Source organism: Enterococcus sp. DIV0187, from assembly GCF_051713785.1.
GTDB lineage: Bacteria > Bacillota > Bacilli > Lactobacillales > Enterococcaceae > Enterococcus_A > Enterococcus_A avium.
Window position 1 is genome coordinate 1,216,096 of the sequence record NZ_JBIOQO010000001.1, and the last position, 17,234, is coordinate 1,233,329.

At 38.5% G+C, this 17,234-nt stretch carries 12 protein-coding genes; 1 reads left to right on the top strand and 11 read right to left on the bottom strand.

Going from position 1 to position 17,234, the window contains the following annotated elements; genetic code table 11:
• The 3 genes from glgD to glgB are packed head-to-tail and all read right to left on the bottom strand — an operon-like array spanning position 1 to position 4,221.
• The gene (gene glgD, locus IGI52_RS05980; protein ID WP_048720184.1) at positions 1-1,149 is read right to left on the bottom strand and encodes a glucose-1-phosphate adenylyltransferase subunit GlgD; all 1,149 of its coding nucleotides are present in this window, start codon (positions 1,147-1,149) and stop codon (positions 1-3) included.
• On the bottom strand, positions 1,136-2,308 hold the full coding sequence (locus IGI52_RS05985; RefSeq protein ID WP_171030580.1) for a glucose-1-phosphate adenylyltransferase: 1,173 nt from the start codon (positions 2,306-2,308) through the stop codon (positions 1,136-1,138). Before IGI52_RS05985 ends, glgD begins: the two co-directional genes overlap by 14 nt.
• Before the next feature lie 14 nt (positions 2,309-2,322).
• Positions 2,323-4,221, bottom strand: coding sequence for a 1,4-alpha-glucan branching protein GlgB (gene glgB, locus IGI52_RS05990; RefSeq protein WP_438780733.1), 1,899 nt, complete (start codon positions 4,219-4,221; stop codon positions 2,323-2,325).
• Between the two features lie 420 nt (positions 4,222-4,641).
• Between glgB and IGI52_RS05995 the strand changes: the two genes are divergently transcribed.
• A complete protein-coding gene (locus tag IGI52_RS05995) occupies positions 4,642-5,196 on the top strand; it encodes a DUF2179 domain-containing protein (protein ID WP_016179993.1) in 555 nt (184 codons plus the stop codon).
• Between the two features lie 57 nt (positions 5,197-5,253).
• On the opposite strand, the gene IGI52_RS06000 is transcribed toward IGI52_RS05995, so the two are convergent.
• The 8 genes from IGI52_RS06000 to IGI52_RS06035 form a co-directional block, all read right to left on the bottom strand.
• Complete coding sequence (locus IGI52_RS06000) at positions 5,254-6,117, bottom strand: alpha/beta hydrolase (protein ID WP_127979235.1); 864 nt, start codon at positions 6,115-6,117, stop codon at positions 5,254-5,256.
• A gap of 3 nt (positions 6,118-6,120) precedes the next feature.
• A complete protein-coding gene (locus IGI52_RS06005; protein WP_438780734.1) occupies positions 6,121-6,921 on the bottom strand; it encodes a DUF1803 domain-containing protein in 801 nt (266 codons plus the stop codon).
• Between the two features lie 142 nt (positions 6,922-7,063).
• The gene (locus IGI52_RS06010; protein ID WP_048718579.1) at positions 7,064-7,993 is read right to left on the bottom strand and encodes a manganese-dependent inorganic pyrophosphatase; all 930 of its coding nucleotides are present in this window, start codon (positions 7,991-7,993) and stop codon (positions 7,064-7,066) included.
• Positions 7,994-8,125: 132 nt separating this feature from the next.
• The gene (gene pflA, locus IGI52_RS06015; protein ID WP_048718578.1) at positions 8,126-8,911 is read right to left on the bottom strand and encodes a pyruvate formate-lyase-activating protein; all 786 of its coding nucleotides are present in this window, start codon (positions 8,909-8,911) and stop codon (positions 8,126-8,128) included.
• Between the two features lie 279 nt (positions 8,912-9,190).
• Entirely contained in the window at positions 9,191-11,482 is a 2,292-nt protein-coding gene (gene pflB, locus IGI52_RS06020; protein WP_048718576.1) for a formate C-acetyltransferase, read from the bottom strand.
• 285 nt (positions 11,483-11,767) lie between these two features.
• Positions 11,768-14,215: a DNA topoisomerase IV subunit A gene (gene parC / locus IGI52_RS06025; RefSeq protein WP_438780735.1), complete on the bottom strand. Its 2,448-nt coding sequence runs from the start codon at positions 14,213-14,215 to the stop codon at positions 11,768-11,770.
• A gap of 14 nt (positions 14,216-14,229) precedes the next feature.
• Positions 14,230-16,257, bottom strand: coding sequence for a DNA topoisomerase IV subunit B (gene parE / locus IGI52_RS06030; protein WP_048718582.1), 2,028 nt, complete (start codon positions 16,255-16,257; stop codon positions 14,230-14,232).
• A 511-nt stretch (positions 16,258-16,768) separates the two neighbouring features.
• On the bottom strand, positions 16,769-17,197 hold the full coding sequence (locus IGI52_RS06035) for a CoA-binding protein (protein WP_016179985.1): 429 nt from the start codon (positions 17,195-17,197) through the stop codon (positions 16,769-16,771).
• Positions 17,198-17,234: the final 37 nt, after the last annotated feature.

A 17,234-nucleotide genomic window follows, 5' to 3' on the forward strand; every position in this document is an offset into this window, starting at 1 on the left:
CTATTCGCCTCCGTAAACGTCACTTAACACATGGGTATTTTTCTTAATCACTACTGGCTGTTCAGCAGAACCGATAATCTTAATACCTGGTTCAACCACCACGTTCTTATCTAAGATTGCATGCTTAATATAGGCCTTTTCACTAATCGTACAGCTTGCCATAATGATTGATTCTTCGATTTCTGCATCTTTTTCAACAATTACGCTTCGAGCGATCAGCGATCCATGAACCTTTCCATCTACCAAACAGCCGGTTGCAAACTGACTATTTTTCACTTCCGAAGTTGGAGAGTAGTAGGTGGCAACTTCATTCTTCAATTTAGTATAAATCTTTTGTTTTGAATAAAGCAGAGAAGTGAATTTTTTTGGATCTAGCATGGCCATGTTCGCATCGTAATAAGACTTGATATCAAAAATGTTACTTAAAAAGCCGGTATATTCATAAGCATATGTTTTTACTTGATCCATTGCTAAAGTTAAGAAATCCACGAGTGCAACTGGTCCACCTAAGTTTTGCCCTTCTTGCAAAGCATTGATCAACCAGTCCGTGCGGCAAATAAAGATTTTCATACTGAGATTCAACAGCTCATCATCTGTTTTATCTTCCAAGAAATTGTGATGGCCTTGTACAATACCGTGTTCGTCTGCTTCGATGATTTCATCTTGACGATAAATTTGATTCTTCGGCATTTTCTTATAAACAACCGTCATGGTACTATCATTTTGCAGATGAATTTTTAAAACAGATTCCAAATCAATATTGTAAAGCATACGATTGCCCATAAAGACAGTATATTCCGATTTTGATTTATTCAAATAATCAATCACTGATTCAAAATAAGGACGTCCTTCGGCTTTTTTCTTCAAGAAATCTTGATAGAAATGAATAAAGTAGCGACTATCAACACTGTCCAAATGCCATTCGCGGCCGCCTCCAATATGGTCAAAAACAGACTTGGTGGTTCCTTGATTGAACACCATATATACAGACTTTATATTCGCGTTGATAGCGTTCGACAAATTAAAGTCGATCAGACGATATTTACAATCGAAAGGCAACGTTGCCAATGGTCTTTTTTCAGTTAAAGGTAATAATTCTGGACATTCGTACACATTGCCCAAAATGGCACACATTTTATTCGCTCTCACTTGTCAACACTCCAATCACTTCTGAATAACCCACTACAGCAATTTCCTCTGAGCCATCAACGACAGCATCATCGCCAATAATCGCATTTTCACCGATAATCGCTTTCGTAATTTGTACATTTTTACCAATTGTTGCGCCAGGCATAATGACACTGTCAACGACTTTAGCACCTTCTTTAACCTGAACGTCATCCGATAAAATACTATTTTTTACTTCACCGGCTACATAACAACCGTCAACCACCAGAGAGTCTTTCACATCCGCATTTTCTGTCAAGAAATGAGGTGGTGAAATTGTATTTTTTGCTAAAATCCGCCAATTCTTATCACGAATATTCAGGCTGTGGTCTGGGTCGATAAACTCCATGCTGGCTTCCCAAAGTGAATCAATCGTACCCACATCTTTCCAATACCCGTCAAAACGATAAGCAAAGACATTTTCACCGCTTTCAAGATAAGCCGGAATCACGTGTTTTCCGAAGTCCAGCATTTGATCATCTTTTTTGTAACTGTTTAACAGTACGCTGCGTAAACGGCTCCAGTTGAAGATGTAAATTCCCATTGAAGCAAGATTGCTTTTTGGTTCTTCTGGTTTTTCTTCAAATTCTATAATCCGATCATTTTCATCGGTATTCATAATCCCAAATCGTGAAGCTTCTTCAATTGGGACTCCGATTACTGCGACAGTCAATGAAGCGTTGTTCGCTTTATGATCCTCTAGCATTGCTTCATAATCCATTTTATAAATGTGATCACCAGATAGGACTAAAACATATTGCGGGTCCATCTGATCAATATAGTCCATATTTTGATAGATTGCGTGAGCAGTTCCTTCAAACCACTTACTGCCATCATTGCTAGAATATGGTTGTAAAATCGTAACACCAGAATTAAGACCGTCAAAACCCCAGCTCGAGCCATTTCCAATATGATTGTTCAATGCTAATGGTTGATACTGCGTTACAACTCCAACATTGTTGATACCTGAATTGATACAATTACTTAGTGTAAAATCAATAATCCGATAGCGACCGCCAAAAGGGACTGCAGGTTTTGCAATTTTTTGTGTAAGTTTGCCGAGACGAGAACCTTTCCCGCCGGCTAAAATCATTGCTAAAATTTCTGTTTTCATTTTGTTTGATGAAGGACTTTCCTTCATCGACCTCCCCTCTATTACTTGCGTGTGTTGACTGACTCTGGTTTTAAAATAATAGCACCTAGAGCTGGGACAGTCGTCTTAATCAACTGACCGTACTCCTTAAATTTGATTGGTTCACTTTGACAATCCTCATTGTGTTTCGTCCAAGTTCCACCAAATTCTTTCATTTCAGTATTCCAAACTTCTTTATATGTTCCCGGATATGGAACGCCAATATGAAATTCGCGACGTTCGATCGGTGTCATATTTAGAACAATAATTAAGAAATCCTTTTTTCTTTTACCCTTACGCATGAAGGTTAAGACGGATTCACTAGTATTGTCTGCATCGATGATTTCGATCGTATCGTGTGAGTCCTCTAGCTCCCACAAGGCAGACTGTTCTTTATAAAAAGTATTCAGCTCAGCGGTAAAATACTGCATCGATCGATTTAAAGCATCCTTCAAATCAATCCATTCTAGGGCTTCATCAAATTTCCATTCTAAAAATTGTCCCCATTCACTACCCATAAACAATAATTTTTTACCAGGGTGTACCATGAAATAGGTGTACAAGTTTCTCAGCTGCGCAAATTGTTTATAACGGTCACCCCACATTTTGTGCATCAAGCTCTTTTTACCATGTACTACCTCATCATGAGATAGCGGCAAAATGAAATTTTCCTGCATCATGTACATAAACGAAAAAGTGATCAAATTGAAATTGTCTTTACGAAAAATTGGGTCCATCTCATAGAAACGAAGAACATCATTCATCCAGCCCATATTCCATTTAAAATCAAAGCCTAATGAACCCGTTTCGATCATCCCTGTTATTGGTGTTTCAGATGAGCTTTCCTCAGCAATCATCAAAACATTAGGATGTGCCAGTTTGATGACAGCATTCAACTTTTGTAAAAAATAATAGCCTTCAAAATTCCGATTTCCGCCTTCATGATTTGGCGTCCAAGGACCATCATCATAATCTCGATAAATCATACTAGACACTGCATCTACGCGAATACCGTCGATATGAAACATTTCGATCCAAAACATCGCACTTGAAATCAAAAAGCTTTGTACCTGTGGCTTGCCTAAATCAAAATTGATTGAGCCCCAGCGATTGTTTTTCGCCCGATCAGGGTCTGTATATTCAAACTGCGGGGTGCCATCATAATATGGCAACGTATCATCATTAATACAATAGTGACCTGGTACCCAATCGACAAATACACCGATATTATTCAAATGACAAGCTTCAACAAAATTTTGAAACTCTTCCGGTGTGCCATAATACGAACTTAAAGCAAAATAGCCGATCAGTTGATACCCCCATGAGCGCCCTAATGGATGCTCCATTAACGGCATAAACTCAACGTGGGTGTAATTCATTTTAACGAGATAAGGAACAAGCTCTTCTTTCAAATCCGCAAAGCTGTAGGGTGTTCCATCTTCATGGTGTTTCCATGAACTTGCGTGCATTTCATAAATGTTCAACGGGCGCTTAAACGCATTTGAACGTTTATTACGTCCGCGCCATAAGCCATCTTTCCATTTTTTTTCAGGGAAATTGTACAATTCCGCAGCATCTCCAGGTCTTTTTTCAAAACGAACCGCAAAAGGATCAATTTTTAGAATTTCACGACCATCCGCTTGACGAACTTTGAATTTATAAAGCTCCCCTTCATGTGCATCTTCCGTATAAATCTGCCAAATTCCGCTTGTCTCATCTTTTTCCATCACCTGTTCCTGCCAGCCATTAAAATCACCAACTAGAAAAACGGCGAGTGCGTTCGGTGCCCATACTCGGAAAACATAGCCATCTTTCTCTCGGTGAGCGCCAAGTAAGTGTTGCGCATAAAAATTTTCTCCAGACAAAAATGTTCTTTTAGCATCATCCATTTGCTGCATTCCATCTTCTTTTTTATTTTTCATGAGAACCACCTTTTTGAACGAACGGCGAAGCGTCCTTATATTACATTTCAATGTGTAAAGTTTAATAATAAAAACGTCGGGTGTTTTATTATAATAACACGGAGCCCTAATAAATAACGAATAATACGCCTTACAGGTCGTTCGTTACATTATTAAATCCCTCTAACTAACATTATATTATAATAAGATTTAAAATAGAAGATAAAATTTTCAATTCTTTTAAATAATTCCATTTTTCCCCAATAAATAACAATTATTATTTCTAATATCTGTTTTTTTGACAAATAATAAAGAATTTTTTTGTCACGACTTCCTTCTATTTGCCTTTTGACAAAATAATCGTTAGGCTAGGTCATATGAAACAAACTAAGTATAATGATGCCATTAAATAAGAACTTTACACATAATGGAGGTTTTATAATGATCGATGTAAAAATGCTAATAATGATATTTTTTATCAATTTTGCTTATGTCACTTTGAATACACTGCGCTTTATGCTAACAATGAAAGGCTACCGTATTTTGGCGCCCTTAATGAGCATGGTTGAGATTACTATTTATATTTTGGGGCTTTCAATGGTTTTAGATCGTTTAGACAATCCTATTAATTTACTAACGTATGCGTTAGGATATGCGATTGGGATTAGTGTGGGAATAAAAATTGAAGATAAGTTAGCGCTAGGTTATATCATGGTCACGGTTATTCTACCGACAAATACGGAGCAAGAAACCAGCTTGCCTCGTATTTTGAGAGAAAATGGGTACGGCGTGACACAATCTTATGGTGAAGGTTTGGAAGGCGGACGCATGATTTTGGAGATTCTCTCCCCACGTAAAACTGAGCGAACACTCTACGCGCTAATTAAAGAGATTGAAGCCCGAGCATTCATTATCTCCTATGAGCCGAAATACATTTCTGGTGGGTTCTGGACCAAGAAAGTTCGAAAACGACAAAAAAGCAGCTTGAAGCCTTAGAGATTCTTTCTAAAGTTTGGGTTTATGCCTAAACTTTAGAAAGAATCAACCTTAGCCTCAAATTGCTTTCTTCCAAATAAATTCGATTAGTTTCTTTTCTAACTCGGCACTTTTCGTAATCGCTGAGTGTCCACCACTTTTTCCTTTAACAATGAACTCCTGATAACTCTTAGCATGCTCCAGAAATAGCAGCCGAAGTGCGAAAGCACTATGAGTCGAAACAGAGCCATCGCTTTCGGTACCATCTTTTAAATCTCCAGCAACATCAAGGACACGTATCTCTTTGGGCAGTCTTCCCATCGCTTGATCGAAATACTGATAAATTGGTGTTTTACCAATGGGACCCTTTTCTGTTAATTTATAAGCAAAAATTTCTTCTGTATCTTCTGCGATTTCCAAGTCATTAAAGGGGGCTGAAATTGCAACAAAACGCTCTGTTGTTGGTGTTCGATCACCGGCATATTCCAATAAATAGCGCAACGAAGAAACACCGCCCATTGAATGACTCACCAAATTAACACGGAAGACCTTTTGTTGATACAGATAACGCATCACCTTATCAATCCATTCACTTTGTGTAATCTCATCTGTCACATCCTTCGCAAACAAAACCATAATTGTTGGGTTATCATTGGTATTTTTTAGTTTACCTTCAATCGTTAGTTTACCATCACCTTGAACGACAATGGTCATTTCTCGTTTAGCCACGTTTTCTCTTTCTAATCGTCGCAGCAAAGGACCAAAAGAAAAGGAATTTCCTTCATATCCATGGATAAAAACTGTGGGAACGTCAGAATAATGGACTGATTTTTGTTTTACTAGTGTTCCAGGCCCAAAATAGCGAACTTTTGCATAATAAATCCCTGTAAATACGAGTAAAAAGCTGATGATCAGAATAATCCCCTTGATAATTCTTTGCATATTTTATGCCTTCTTCTTCATTAAATACGTAAAACTTTCTCGTTTATCTAATAATTGCTCTGCCAATTGCCGACTGAAAAAAAATGCTGCGTCATTATCTAGCTCTCGAATCGGATCAACCAAAAAATTCTTATCATAAACTGGAATAGACACATGCCATTCTGGTCGTTCTGCAATGACGCCACTATCTATCAAGCTTTTTAGGAAAATTGACGTTCGTCGAGGGGCTTTTCCTGCTAATACTCGTTCAAGAATAAGATTGAGCTGATTCGTAAAAAACTCAGGGTTAACATCGCCAATCAATCCTGCTAAGTTAGGAAACAATGATGGTTCATCGCTGTTTCCAAAATAATTGGGCAGTGTTTCTGATAATTCTTGGCGCGAATTGATCGTGACTAGACGAAACTCTGCATTTTCTAAGCAATATCTGGAGGGCATTGGAAAGTCAACAGCTAACATTTTCTCTAATCCATTATTCCAATGTTCCTCACTCAACCAAACCAGTAAATCTTCAGCTGAATACTCTTTATTCGCCTTTTGGATAAAATGCTCGACAAGTCCGCTTGTTGGGTAGTCCGTTATAATCGGTAATCCAAGCTCGTAACGACGATCCTGGCGAGAAACAATCCCATGAGCAATTAGAAATTCTAAATCTTTATCTAAATGCTTGTGATCCGGGAATTTTTTCCGAATTTCTCGTAAAATGACTGATTCTCTCAATCCTTTAAAATAGCTCAACAATTCTTGAAATTCAGAACGATTCAGCTTGTTTTGAATATTTTTGTCGTTAGTAAATATTTCCATAATAGCCTTCTTTCTCAACGGAAGAAACAAGTTAAAATCCAATTGGATTTTAACAAATGGATGACTCATTCACATTATAATCCTAATCAAAAATTTCCACAAAAAAGTGGACTATTGAAAGTCCACTTTTTATAAAACTAAATTATTTTTCGAAAGCCTCTGTTAATTGAGGAACAATTTGTTTCTTACGAGAAACAACTCCCGGCAAGAAGGCACGGTCATTTTCCAGTTTTACCTTGAAGGCTTCCGTAACCATTTCTCTTGGTTCTCCAGCCACTAATAGTTCTGAATCAGAATTTAGAACGTTCGTAACCAGCAATAAGAATAAATCATAGCCGTTTTTAACATTTTCATCTAACATGGCATCGCGCAATGCATCTTGACGAGCGAACACTTCGTCTAGATCAACCGTATTGACTTGAGCAATCCGGACTGTTTTATCAGCCATTGGGAATGACTTCGCATCTAAATCCAATAATTCTGCTTCAGATTTAGTGCTTAAGTTTGTTCCTGCTTTTAATAAATCTAGTCCATAGCTGTTTAAGTCTACACGAGCAATTTCAGCTAACTCATTTGCTGCATCAATATCTTCTTGAGTACATGTAGGAGATTTGAATAATAATGTATCAGAAATGATCGCTGAAAGCATTATACCTGCGATCTTCGCCGGAACTGCGATATTGTTTTCTTTATACAGCTTCAACACAATAGTTGAAGTGCAGCCAACTGGTTCTGCACGATAGTATAGTGGATTAGCCGTTTGGAAGTTTGCGATCCGATGATGATCTACCACAGCTAAAATTGTTAAATCTTCAATATCACTAACGCTTTGTTGGAATTCATTATGATCGACTAGCATAACCTCATTTGTTTCAGCGGCGATTTTTTCCACTACCCGTGGAGCTGTCAAACCAAAGTGTCCCAAAGCAAATTGCGTTTCTTCGTTTGGTGTTCCTAATGCAACTGCTTCCGCATCAATACCTAGTTCTTTTTGCAAGTTTGCATAAGCAATCGCTGCTCCGATCGCATCTGTATCTGGATTTTGATGTCCAAAAATTAAAACTTTTCCCATAGTTGAATCGCTCCTTTAAATAAGTTCTTCTTTATCATATCAAAAAAAAGCAAAAGAGCAACAACCTGCTGCTTATTTTCATTGGATAATAAAAAAGATCAGAGCCTTTTTTTTGGTCTGATCTTTTGATTTCTAGTTTTTACGTTTTAAATAGCCTTTATAATCCTCTGTGTGCAACAGTTTTTTCGCGTTTTCCACGCGGTCATCCGTTGGTGGTTCAATACCTTCTAAAGGATACTTCAGTCCCATTTCTTCCCATTTATATTTACCCATCGTATGATAAGGTAAAATTTCAACTTTATCGACGTTATTTAAACTTTTGATAAAAGTATCTAATCGAATGAGAAACTCGTCGTAATCACTTCTAAACGGGACAAGTACGTGACGAATCCAAACGGGCTTATTAATATCTGAAAGGTATTTCGCCATCTCTAGGATATTGTCATTGTTATGACCAGTCAATTCCTTATGTTTTTGATTATCAATTTGTTTGATATCAAACAAAATCAAATCTGTATATTGCATTAATTCTTCAAACTTAGAGAAAAACGGTTCCTCAAAAGTAAAGGGTTTCCCACAGCTATCTAAAGTCGTATTAATCCCCAGTGCTTTCGCTTTTTTAAACAGATCAATCAAAAAATCAATTTGCAGCAATGGTTCTCCGCCGCTCACAGTGATTCCGCCTTTTTTTCCCCAGTAACTGCGATAGTTCAAGGCTTCTTTTAATAAATCATCCGCTGTTCGTTTCTTGGCTTTCGGATCATTGATTTTCCATGTATCTGGATTATGACAAAATTGACAACGCATCCGACAGCCTTGCATAAAGACGATAAAACGCACACCAGGTCCGTCAACTGATCCAAAACTTTCGATTGAATGGATATTTCCGACAATAGGTTGTTCAGCCACAGTAGACATAAACAGTCCCCCTCTAATCTATGTAATTTTTTTTAGTGTTGATTTTCACTATTCAAAGTCTTCTATATATTGAAGATGTCTGTGGAATACACAGTTAACTTCTAGTTAAGTTATTTGATATGGTTGCCGCAACATTTAATCTTTAGTCACGCACATAGGATGCCTCTGACGCATTAGAAACGCGAAGAGTAACCCTTAGTTCCTTCATATTAAAAAGTAAGGCGAATAGACTTTCCGTCCATCCGCCCTTACTATACATTCAATTGTTGAAATCAGCAATTACATTTTTGCGTGGAATGTACGGCTGATGACATCTTCTTGTTGTTCGCGAGTCAAATCAATGAATTTAACAGCATAACCAGAAACGCGAATCGTGAAGTTCGCATATTCTTCTTTTTCTGGATGTTCCATTGCATCAATTAATTTTTCTTTGCCGAACACATTTACGTTTAAGTGATGTGCCCCTTGATCGAAGTACCCATCTAAAACGTTTGTTAAGTTTTCAACACGTTCATCTTCATCATGACCTAATGCATCTGGGTTGATACTTTGTGTATTTGAAATACCATCCAATGCATATTCGTAAGGTAATTTTGTCAATGAGTTCAATGATGCTAGTAGCCCGTTTTGTTCCGCACCGTAAGATGGATTTGCTCCTGGAGCCAACGGTTCGCCGGCTTTACGTCCATCAGGCATTGTACCAGTTGCTTTACCATAAACAACGTTTGAAGTAATTGTTAAAATTGACGTTGTTGGTTCTGAATTACGATAAGTATGGTAATGTTCTAATTTTTCCATAAATGTTTTCAATACCCAAACAGCTAAATCATCCGCACGAGCGTCGTCATTACCATATTTAGGGAATTCGCCATCGATCTTGAAGTCAGTAACAATACCGTCTTCGTCACGAATTGGGAATACTTTTGCGTATTTGATAGCAGCTAATGAATCCACAACATGTGAGAATCCAGCGATACCAGTCGCGAATGTACGCTTCAAGTTTGTATCCATCAAAGCTAATTCAGCAGCTTCATAGTAATATTTGTCGTGCATGTAGTGAATCGCATTCAATGTATTAACATACATTCCAGCTAACCATTCTAGTACTTCATCGTATTTAGCCATTACTTCATCAAAGTCTAATGCATCGTCTGATTCGATTGGACGGAAGTCAGGTCCGACTTGTGCTTTAGATTTTTCATCAACGCCACCGTTGATCGCGTACAATAAAGCTTTCGCCAAGTTCGCACGAGCACCGAAGAATTGCATTTCTTTTCCTGTCTGTGTAGCTGATACACAGCAGCAGATTGCATAATCATCTAACCATACAGGACGCATTACATCGTCATTTTCGTATTGGATTGATGAAGTATCGATTGAAATTTTGGCTGCATAGTCTTTAAATCCTTCTGGTAAACGAGAAGAGTACAAGACAGTCAAGTTTGGCTCTGGTGATGGTCCCATGTTTTCCAATGTATGCAAGAAACGGAAGTCATTCTTAGTCACTAACGTACGTCCGTCCATACCCATACCAGCGATTGATAAGGTTGCCCAAACAGGGTCCCCAGAGAACAATTCGTTGTATGAAGGAATACGCGCGAATTTCACCATACGTAATTTCATTACCAAGTGGTCAATCAATTCTTGTGCTTTTTCTTCTGTAAGAATCCCTTTATTGATGTCACGTTGGATGTAGATGTCTAAGAACGTAGAGACACGTCCGATAGACATAGCCGCACCGTTTTGTTCTTTAATTGCTGCTAAGTAGCCGAAGTATGTCCATTGAACAGCTTCTTTCGCATTTTCTGCTGGACGAGAAATATCGAATCCATATGCAGCAGCCATTTCTTTAATACGTTTCAGTGCCTTGTATTGATCGCTAATTTCTTCACGAAGACGAATATCTTCTTCAGTAAATTGTCCATGACCACAATTCGCATGGTCTTTCAATTTTTCTTGCATTAAGTAATCGATACCGTATAAAGCCACACGACGGTAGTCACCAACAATACGTCCACGACCATAAGTATCAGGAAGTCCAGTAATAATCTTAGCGCGACGTGCCGCACGAATTTCTGGTGTGTAAACATCGAATACCGCTTGATTGTGTGTTTTGTGGTAATCGTTAAAAATTTCAGTGTATTTAGGATTTGGAGTATAGCCATATCTTTCAAGTGATTCTTCAGCCATGCGAATACCACCATAAGGCATGAATGCACGTTTCAGAGGTTTGTCTGTTTGAATACCAACAATTGCTTCTTCGTCCTTCAAACTTTCATCGATATAACCAGCACCATAAGCATTGGCTGCAGATACGACATCTGCTTCCATGTCTAATACGCCGCCATTCTCACGTTCTTGTTTTTGAAGTTCTTGTAATTTGCCCCATAGTTGGTTGGTAGCTTCCGTTGGCTCAGCCAAGAAATCGGCAGCGCCTTCATAAGGTGTATAGTTCGTTTGGATAAAATCGCGAACGTTGATTTCGCTTTTCCATAAACGACCGTTAAACCCTTCCCAAGCAGTTTTTTCAGTGTTTTTCATTTGATCTAGTTCATTTGTTGCAGTTCCCATTTCAAAAGGACCTCCTTAGAATATAAAAACTTTATTGCTACAGCTTTACGAACAAAGTATAACACATAAATTCTTTTATGCAAGCCTTTCCTTGTGAAAGATTAATTAGAAGTTAAAAATATTTTGTAATCGTTAGCAACCCTTTGAAATTAAAGCATTTATCGAGATTAATTTAATTAAAACAATTTCTCATCATCGTCTTATTTACATGAAATTGTGAACAAAAAAACGGGCATCTGTATTAAAACAGATGCCCAACTGTAATATAATTATATAATACAGAAACTATTCTTCGTCGAGTTCCTGCAACTGCATAACAGAGAAAAGTTCTCCTTCTTGTTTCTCATCAATCGCAAAAGTTCCATTAGAAATTCGATCACTAATCACAACTTTAGATATCTCGATTTCCTTTTCAATACCTTTTGTCGTTGTTAAAGTAAGCTTTCCTTCTGTTTCAGCTGTCATATAAGCCAAGCGATGTGGATTTTTCTTCAACTCACGGAAAATCATCAATCCGCGTTTCGCCCGACCAAGTTGCGGTAATTCTTGAGCGAGCATACGTTTAGCTGCCCCGCGTTGGCTCAACAATAAGATGGGTGAATCTCCCTCTGACGGAACTAACGCACCTGCTACTACGTAATCCCCGTCTTTTAGATTAATCGCCTTAACACCTGCGGCTTTTGAACCAACTACTGGCACTTCTTCTAGTGGATAGCGTAATCCAAAAGCACGATGTGAAGCAATGAAGACATCGACATTGCGAGTCTCATTCGTTAAGAAGACTGAGACAATTTCGTCTGTATCATTTTTTAGCTTCATCGCCGTTGTAGGTCGGCTTCGATACGTACGCCATGGCGAAAACTCAGTCATTCGTGTTTGCTTGATCATCCCTTCTTTACTCATGAAGATGAAGAGTTTGTTCGCGTCAATTTCCTTGTATGGGAAAGCCGCGATGATTTCTTCACTCATAGAGAGATTGGTTATCGTCTGTGATATATGCTCTCCGACATCTTTCCATTTCAGCTCTGTAATTTCGTGAACTGGTCGATAAATCATGTTTCCATGATTTGTTAAAATCAACAGGTGATCCAAAGTGTTCAGCTTATTAATGAAAATAATCGAATCGCCATCTTTCATCCCATGTTCATCTGGGCGCGATGCATTATACGAACGTAAACTACTGCGTTTCAAATAACCCTCTTTGGTTAATGTTACGATTACATCTTCTTGTGCGATTAATACTTCTGTTTCGATTTTGATTTCACTGATTTCATCTTCAATTGTTGTTAAGCGTTCATTGCCATAATTTTTTTTGATTTGACGCAACTCTTGCTTTAAAACCTTGTGTAGTTCTTTTTCGCTATTAAGGATTAGATGCAGCTCTTTGATTTCAGCTGCTAATTCATCCGCTTCACTTTCTAATTGAGTAATATCAGTATTGGTTAGACGATACAATTGCAACGTTACAATTGCCTCGGCTTGTTCTTCACTAAAATCAAACCGTTCAACTAAATTATGTTTCGCATCCTTTTTATCTTTACTTCCGCGAATCGTCGTAATCACTTCATCAAGGATTGATAATGCCTTAATCAAGCCTTCAACAATATGTTGACGTTTTTGTGCCTTCGCCAGCTCATATTGGCTCCGTTTAGTGATCACGTCTTTGCGGTGAAGGATGTAGCTTTCCAAAATGTGTTTCAATCCAACCTGTTGCGGAGTCATGTTATCAATGGCTACCATGTTGAAGTTGTAATTGATCTGTAAATCTGTATTTTTGAATAAGTAATTTAGGATTCCTTCTGCATTGGCATCTTTTTTCAATTCTACGACTACTTGTAATCCCGTACGGTCAGACTCGTCACGAACTTCAGCGATGCCATCAATTTTTTTACTCAAACGGATCTCGTCCATTTTCTTCACCAAAACGGCTTTATTGACTTCATACGGAATCTCATGAATAACGATCTGCTGTTTACCACCTTTTAGTGGTTCGATCGAGGTTTTGGAACGAAGAATCACTTTACCCTTGCCAGTCTCATACGCCTTTTTGATTTCTGCTTTACCTTGTAAAATACCGCCGGTTGGAAAATCGGGACCCGGAATGTACTCCATGATTTTTTCTAACGAAGCATTCGGGTGATCAATCAGATAAATCGTGCCATCGATTACTTCCGTTAAATTATGAGTTGGAATTTCAGTAGCATACCCCGCCGAAATCCCTGTTGAACCGTTAACTAGCAGATTAGGATAAGCAGCTGGCAGAACAGTCGGTTCCTTTTCGGTATCATCAAAATTCCAAACTAAATCAACAGTGTCCTTTTCAATATCCTTCAACATCTCACCGCTTAGTTGAGACAAACGTGCTTCGGTATAACGCATCGCAGCTGGCGGATCACCATCCATTGAGCCGTTGTTTCCGTGCATCTCGATCAGCACTTGACGAAGCTTCCAATCTTGACTCATCCGTACCATTGCTTCATAGATCGAGCTGTCACCGTGAGGGTGATAATTCCCCATAATGTTTCCGACGGATTTCGCTGATTTTCTAAAACCCTTGTCATACGTGTTTCCGTCTTTGTTCATAGCGTATAAAATGCGACGTTGAACCGGCTTCAGACCATCGCGAATATCTGGCAACGCTCTTTCTTGAATAATATATTTTGAATAGCGGCCAAAACGGTCACCCATTACTTCTTCTAGTGTTAATTCTTGAATTGAATGCTTAGATTCCATCTATTGACCACCTCCTACTCATCAAACAAACTGATCATTTTAACACCATCAGTTGTTTCTTCCATTTCATTTTGTTCAGCTACAGGCACAGTAGTTGCTTCTTCCTTGTTATCCAGCAAACTCCCGTCTTCTTCCAAGGTAAATTGAACGTGACTCTCAATCCATTTACGTCTCGGTTCCACTTTATCCCCCATCAAAGTCGTTACACGACGCTCTGCTTGAGCAGCGTCATCAATGCGCACTCGAACAAGCGTCCTGTACTCAGGATCCATGGTTGTTTCCCATAACTGTTCCGCATTCATTTCCCCGAGACCTTTGTAACGCTGTAACATATAACCTTTACCAACTTTTTTGATCACTTCTTGTAATTCATCATCTGTCCAAGCGTATTCAATCACTTGTTTCCGTCCAGCGCCTTTTGAAACTTTATACAAAGGTGGCAAAGCAATATAGACTTTTCCCGCTTCAATCAATGGCTTCATATATCGATAGAAGAATGTTAATAACAAGACTTGAATGTGTGCACCGTCCGTATCAGCATCGGTCATAATGATGACTTTGTCGTAGTTACAATCCTCAATTGAAAACTCTGGTCCAACACCTGATCCAATAGTGTAAATCATGGTATTGATTTCTTCGTTTTTCAAAATATCTTGCATCTTAGCTTTTTCCGTATTGATTACTTTCCCGCGCAAAGGTAAGATTGCTTGAAATTTTCGGTCACGGCCTTGTTTGGCTGAGCCACCGGCAGAATCTCCTTCGACTAAGAACAACTCATTTTTCGCAGCATTTTTAGATTGTGCAGGTGTTAGTTTCCCAGAAAGTAGAGATTCCCCTTTTTTACGTTTCTTACCGTTCCGGCTTTCTTCACGGGCCTTCCGCGCTGCTTCTCTTGCTTCACGAGCCTTTATCGCTTTTCGAACCAGCATCTGACTGTTTTCGCTGTTTTCTTGTAAATAAAAGCCCATTTGTTCGCCGATGACATTATCTACAGCTCCACGAGCAGCTGGTGTTCCTAATTTTTCTTTAGTTTGACCTTCAAATTGCAGCAAGTTTTCTGGAATCCGAACGGATAACACCGCAGATAGACCTTCACGGAAATCAGAACCTTCTAAGTTCTTGTCCTTTTCCTTCAGCAAGCCGGCTTTTCGCGCGTATTCATTGAAAGCTTTTGTCATTGAAGTTTTCATACCTGATTCATGTGTACCGCCGTCTTTTGTCCGGACGTTGTTAACAAACGAGAGTAAGTTTTCAGAATAGCCATCATTGTACTGATATGAGAATTCGACTTCGATCCCTTCGCGATCCCCTGAAAAATACACGACAGGAGTCAATGTATCCTTGTCTTCATTCAAATACTCAACAAATTCTTTGATTCCTTCTTCAAAATGAAAAACTTCTGAAACTTTCTCTTCACCACGTAGATCCGTTAAAGTGATTTTAACCCCTCGCAGTAAGAAAGCTGATTCTCTTAATCGCTCTGACAAAGTTTCATAAGAAAAATTCAACGTTGAAAAAATTTGTGCATCTGGAAGAAAATGGACGGTTGTACCGTTAGGTTTACGTGTTTTCCCAATTTTTTCTAATGTTCCTTGAGGTTTACCCCCATCTTTGAACTCTTCGCGGTATTCTACACCATCGCGAACGATTGTAACGTTTAACCATTCTGAAAGAGCGTTTACGACGCTGGCCCCTACACCATGTAGTCCTCCAGAAGTTTTATAACCGCCTTGACCGAATTTTCCTCCGGCGTGAAGAATCGTAAAGATTACTTCAACAGTAGGAATTCCTGAAGCGTGCATTCCAACAGGCATACCGCGACCTTTGTCGCTTACCTCAACACTATTATCTGGATGAAGGGTTACTTCTATTTCATTTCCGTAGCCAGATAAGGCTTCATCGACCGCATTATCGACGATCTCATAGACCAAGTGATGCAATCCACGACTGTCTGTTGAGCCGATGTACATCCCTGGTCGTTTTCTAACCGCTTCTAATCCCTCAAGTACCTGGATCGAAGCGTCATTGTATTCGTTGTTCATCTTAGCCAATCCTACAGCTCCTTATTTGTTTTGATGTATTAATTTTTCAAGAAAAATTAGTCTGATTCAAATGCCGCATATCATTCAACTAAAATACTTGTACATCAATCTAACCGATCTTGTTAAGTACTTTTCTGATGAAACATCCTGCGAAAAGTTGAACTGACATCCTTATTTGTTTTAATGTATTAATTTTCCAAGAAAAATTAATCTGATTCGAATGGCGTCTATCATTCAACTAAAGTACGCACTTTCTATTATTGCTATAGCAAGAAGAATTGGCAAAGTTGAAATGATATCCTTACTCCAATTGCGTAATCATTTTCCGATGAAGTTTTTTGTTCGTACCATATACTCTATCTCCTCCAGCGCGTAGGTCATTGAACCGTAGCTGAATTGATATCTCTATATCTTAAGTACATCATTTGTATGATACGCTAAAAAAGCTCAAAAAAAAAGCCTCTCCTGTTTCTGAAAAGGCATTTTATGCTTTTTTTTTAAGAAAATCAACTCAATCATTAGATTTTTTGTTCAATTCAATCTTCACACAACGATCCATCACAATGTCATTGCGTCCTTGTGCCTGCAGCATTTCTGCTGCTTCTTCACTGCATAAGCCAAGCTGTGCCCAAAAAACTTTTGCATCGGTTTTTAAAAAATCTTCTGCAACTGCTGGCAAAAATTCGCTACGTCTAAAGATATCCACGATATCAATCGTTTCTGGAACAGCCGATAAATTTTCAACGACTGGAATATCGTTCACCTTTTGTCCAGCTAACTTTGGATTAACACCATACAGCTTGTAGCCGTAATTTTTTAGTACGTCAGCAATTTGATAGCTTGTCTTATCAGGATTATCACTTAAACCCACTACAGCAATAACCTTTGCTTCGTCCAAATACTGAAAAATTTTTTCTTGATTAGGATTTTTAAAACTCATTTGATTTTCCTCGCTCAATTTGATTTTTAACTATTCA

Coding starts and splice junctions, on each gene's coding strand:
- IGI52_RS05985 (WP_171030580.1), bottom strand. CDS start 2,308: ATGAAGGAAAGTCCTTCATCAAACAAAATGAAAACAGAAATTTTAGCA.
- glgB (WP_438780733.1), bottom strand. CDS start 4,221: ATGAAAAATAAAAAAGAAGATGGAATGCAGCAAATGGATGATGCTAAA.
- IGI52_RS05995 (WP_016179993.1), top strand. CDS start 4,642: ATGATCGATGTAAAAATGCTAATAATGATATTTTTTATCAATTTTGCT.
- IGI52_RS06000 (WP_127979235.1), bottom strand. CDS start 6,117: ATGCAAAGAATTATCAAGGGGATTATTCTGATCATCAGCTTTTTACTC.
- IGI52_RS06005 (WP_438780734.1), bottom strand. CDS start 6,921: ATGGAAATATTTACTAACGACAAAAATATTCAAAACAAGCTGAATCGT.
- IGI52_RS06010 (WP_048718579.1), bottom strand. CDS start 7,993: ATGGGAAAAGTTTTAATTTTTGGACATCAAAATCCAGATACAGATGCG.
- pflA (WP_048718578.1), bottom strand. CDS start 8,911: ATGTCTACTGTGGCTGAACAACCTATTGTCGGAAATATCCATTCAATC.
- pflB (WP_048718576.1), bottom strand. CDS start 11,482: ATGGGAACTGCAACAAATGAACTAGATCAAATGAAAAACACTGAAAAA.
- parC (WP_438780735.1), bottom strand. CDS start 14,215: ATGGAATCTAAGCATTCAATTCAAGAATTAACACTAGAAGAAGTAATG.
- parE (WP_048718582.1), bottom strand. CDS start 16,257: ATGAACAACGAATACAATGACGCTTCGATCCAGGTACTTGAGGGATTA.
- IGI52_RS06035 (WP_016179985.1), bottom strand. CDS start 17,197: ATGAGTTTTAAAAATCCTAATCAAGAAAAAATTTTTCAGTATTTGGAC.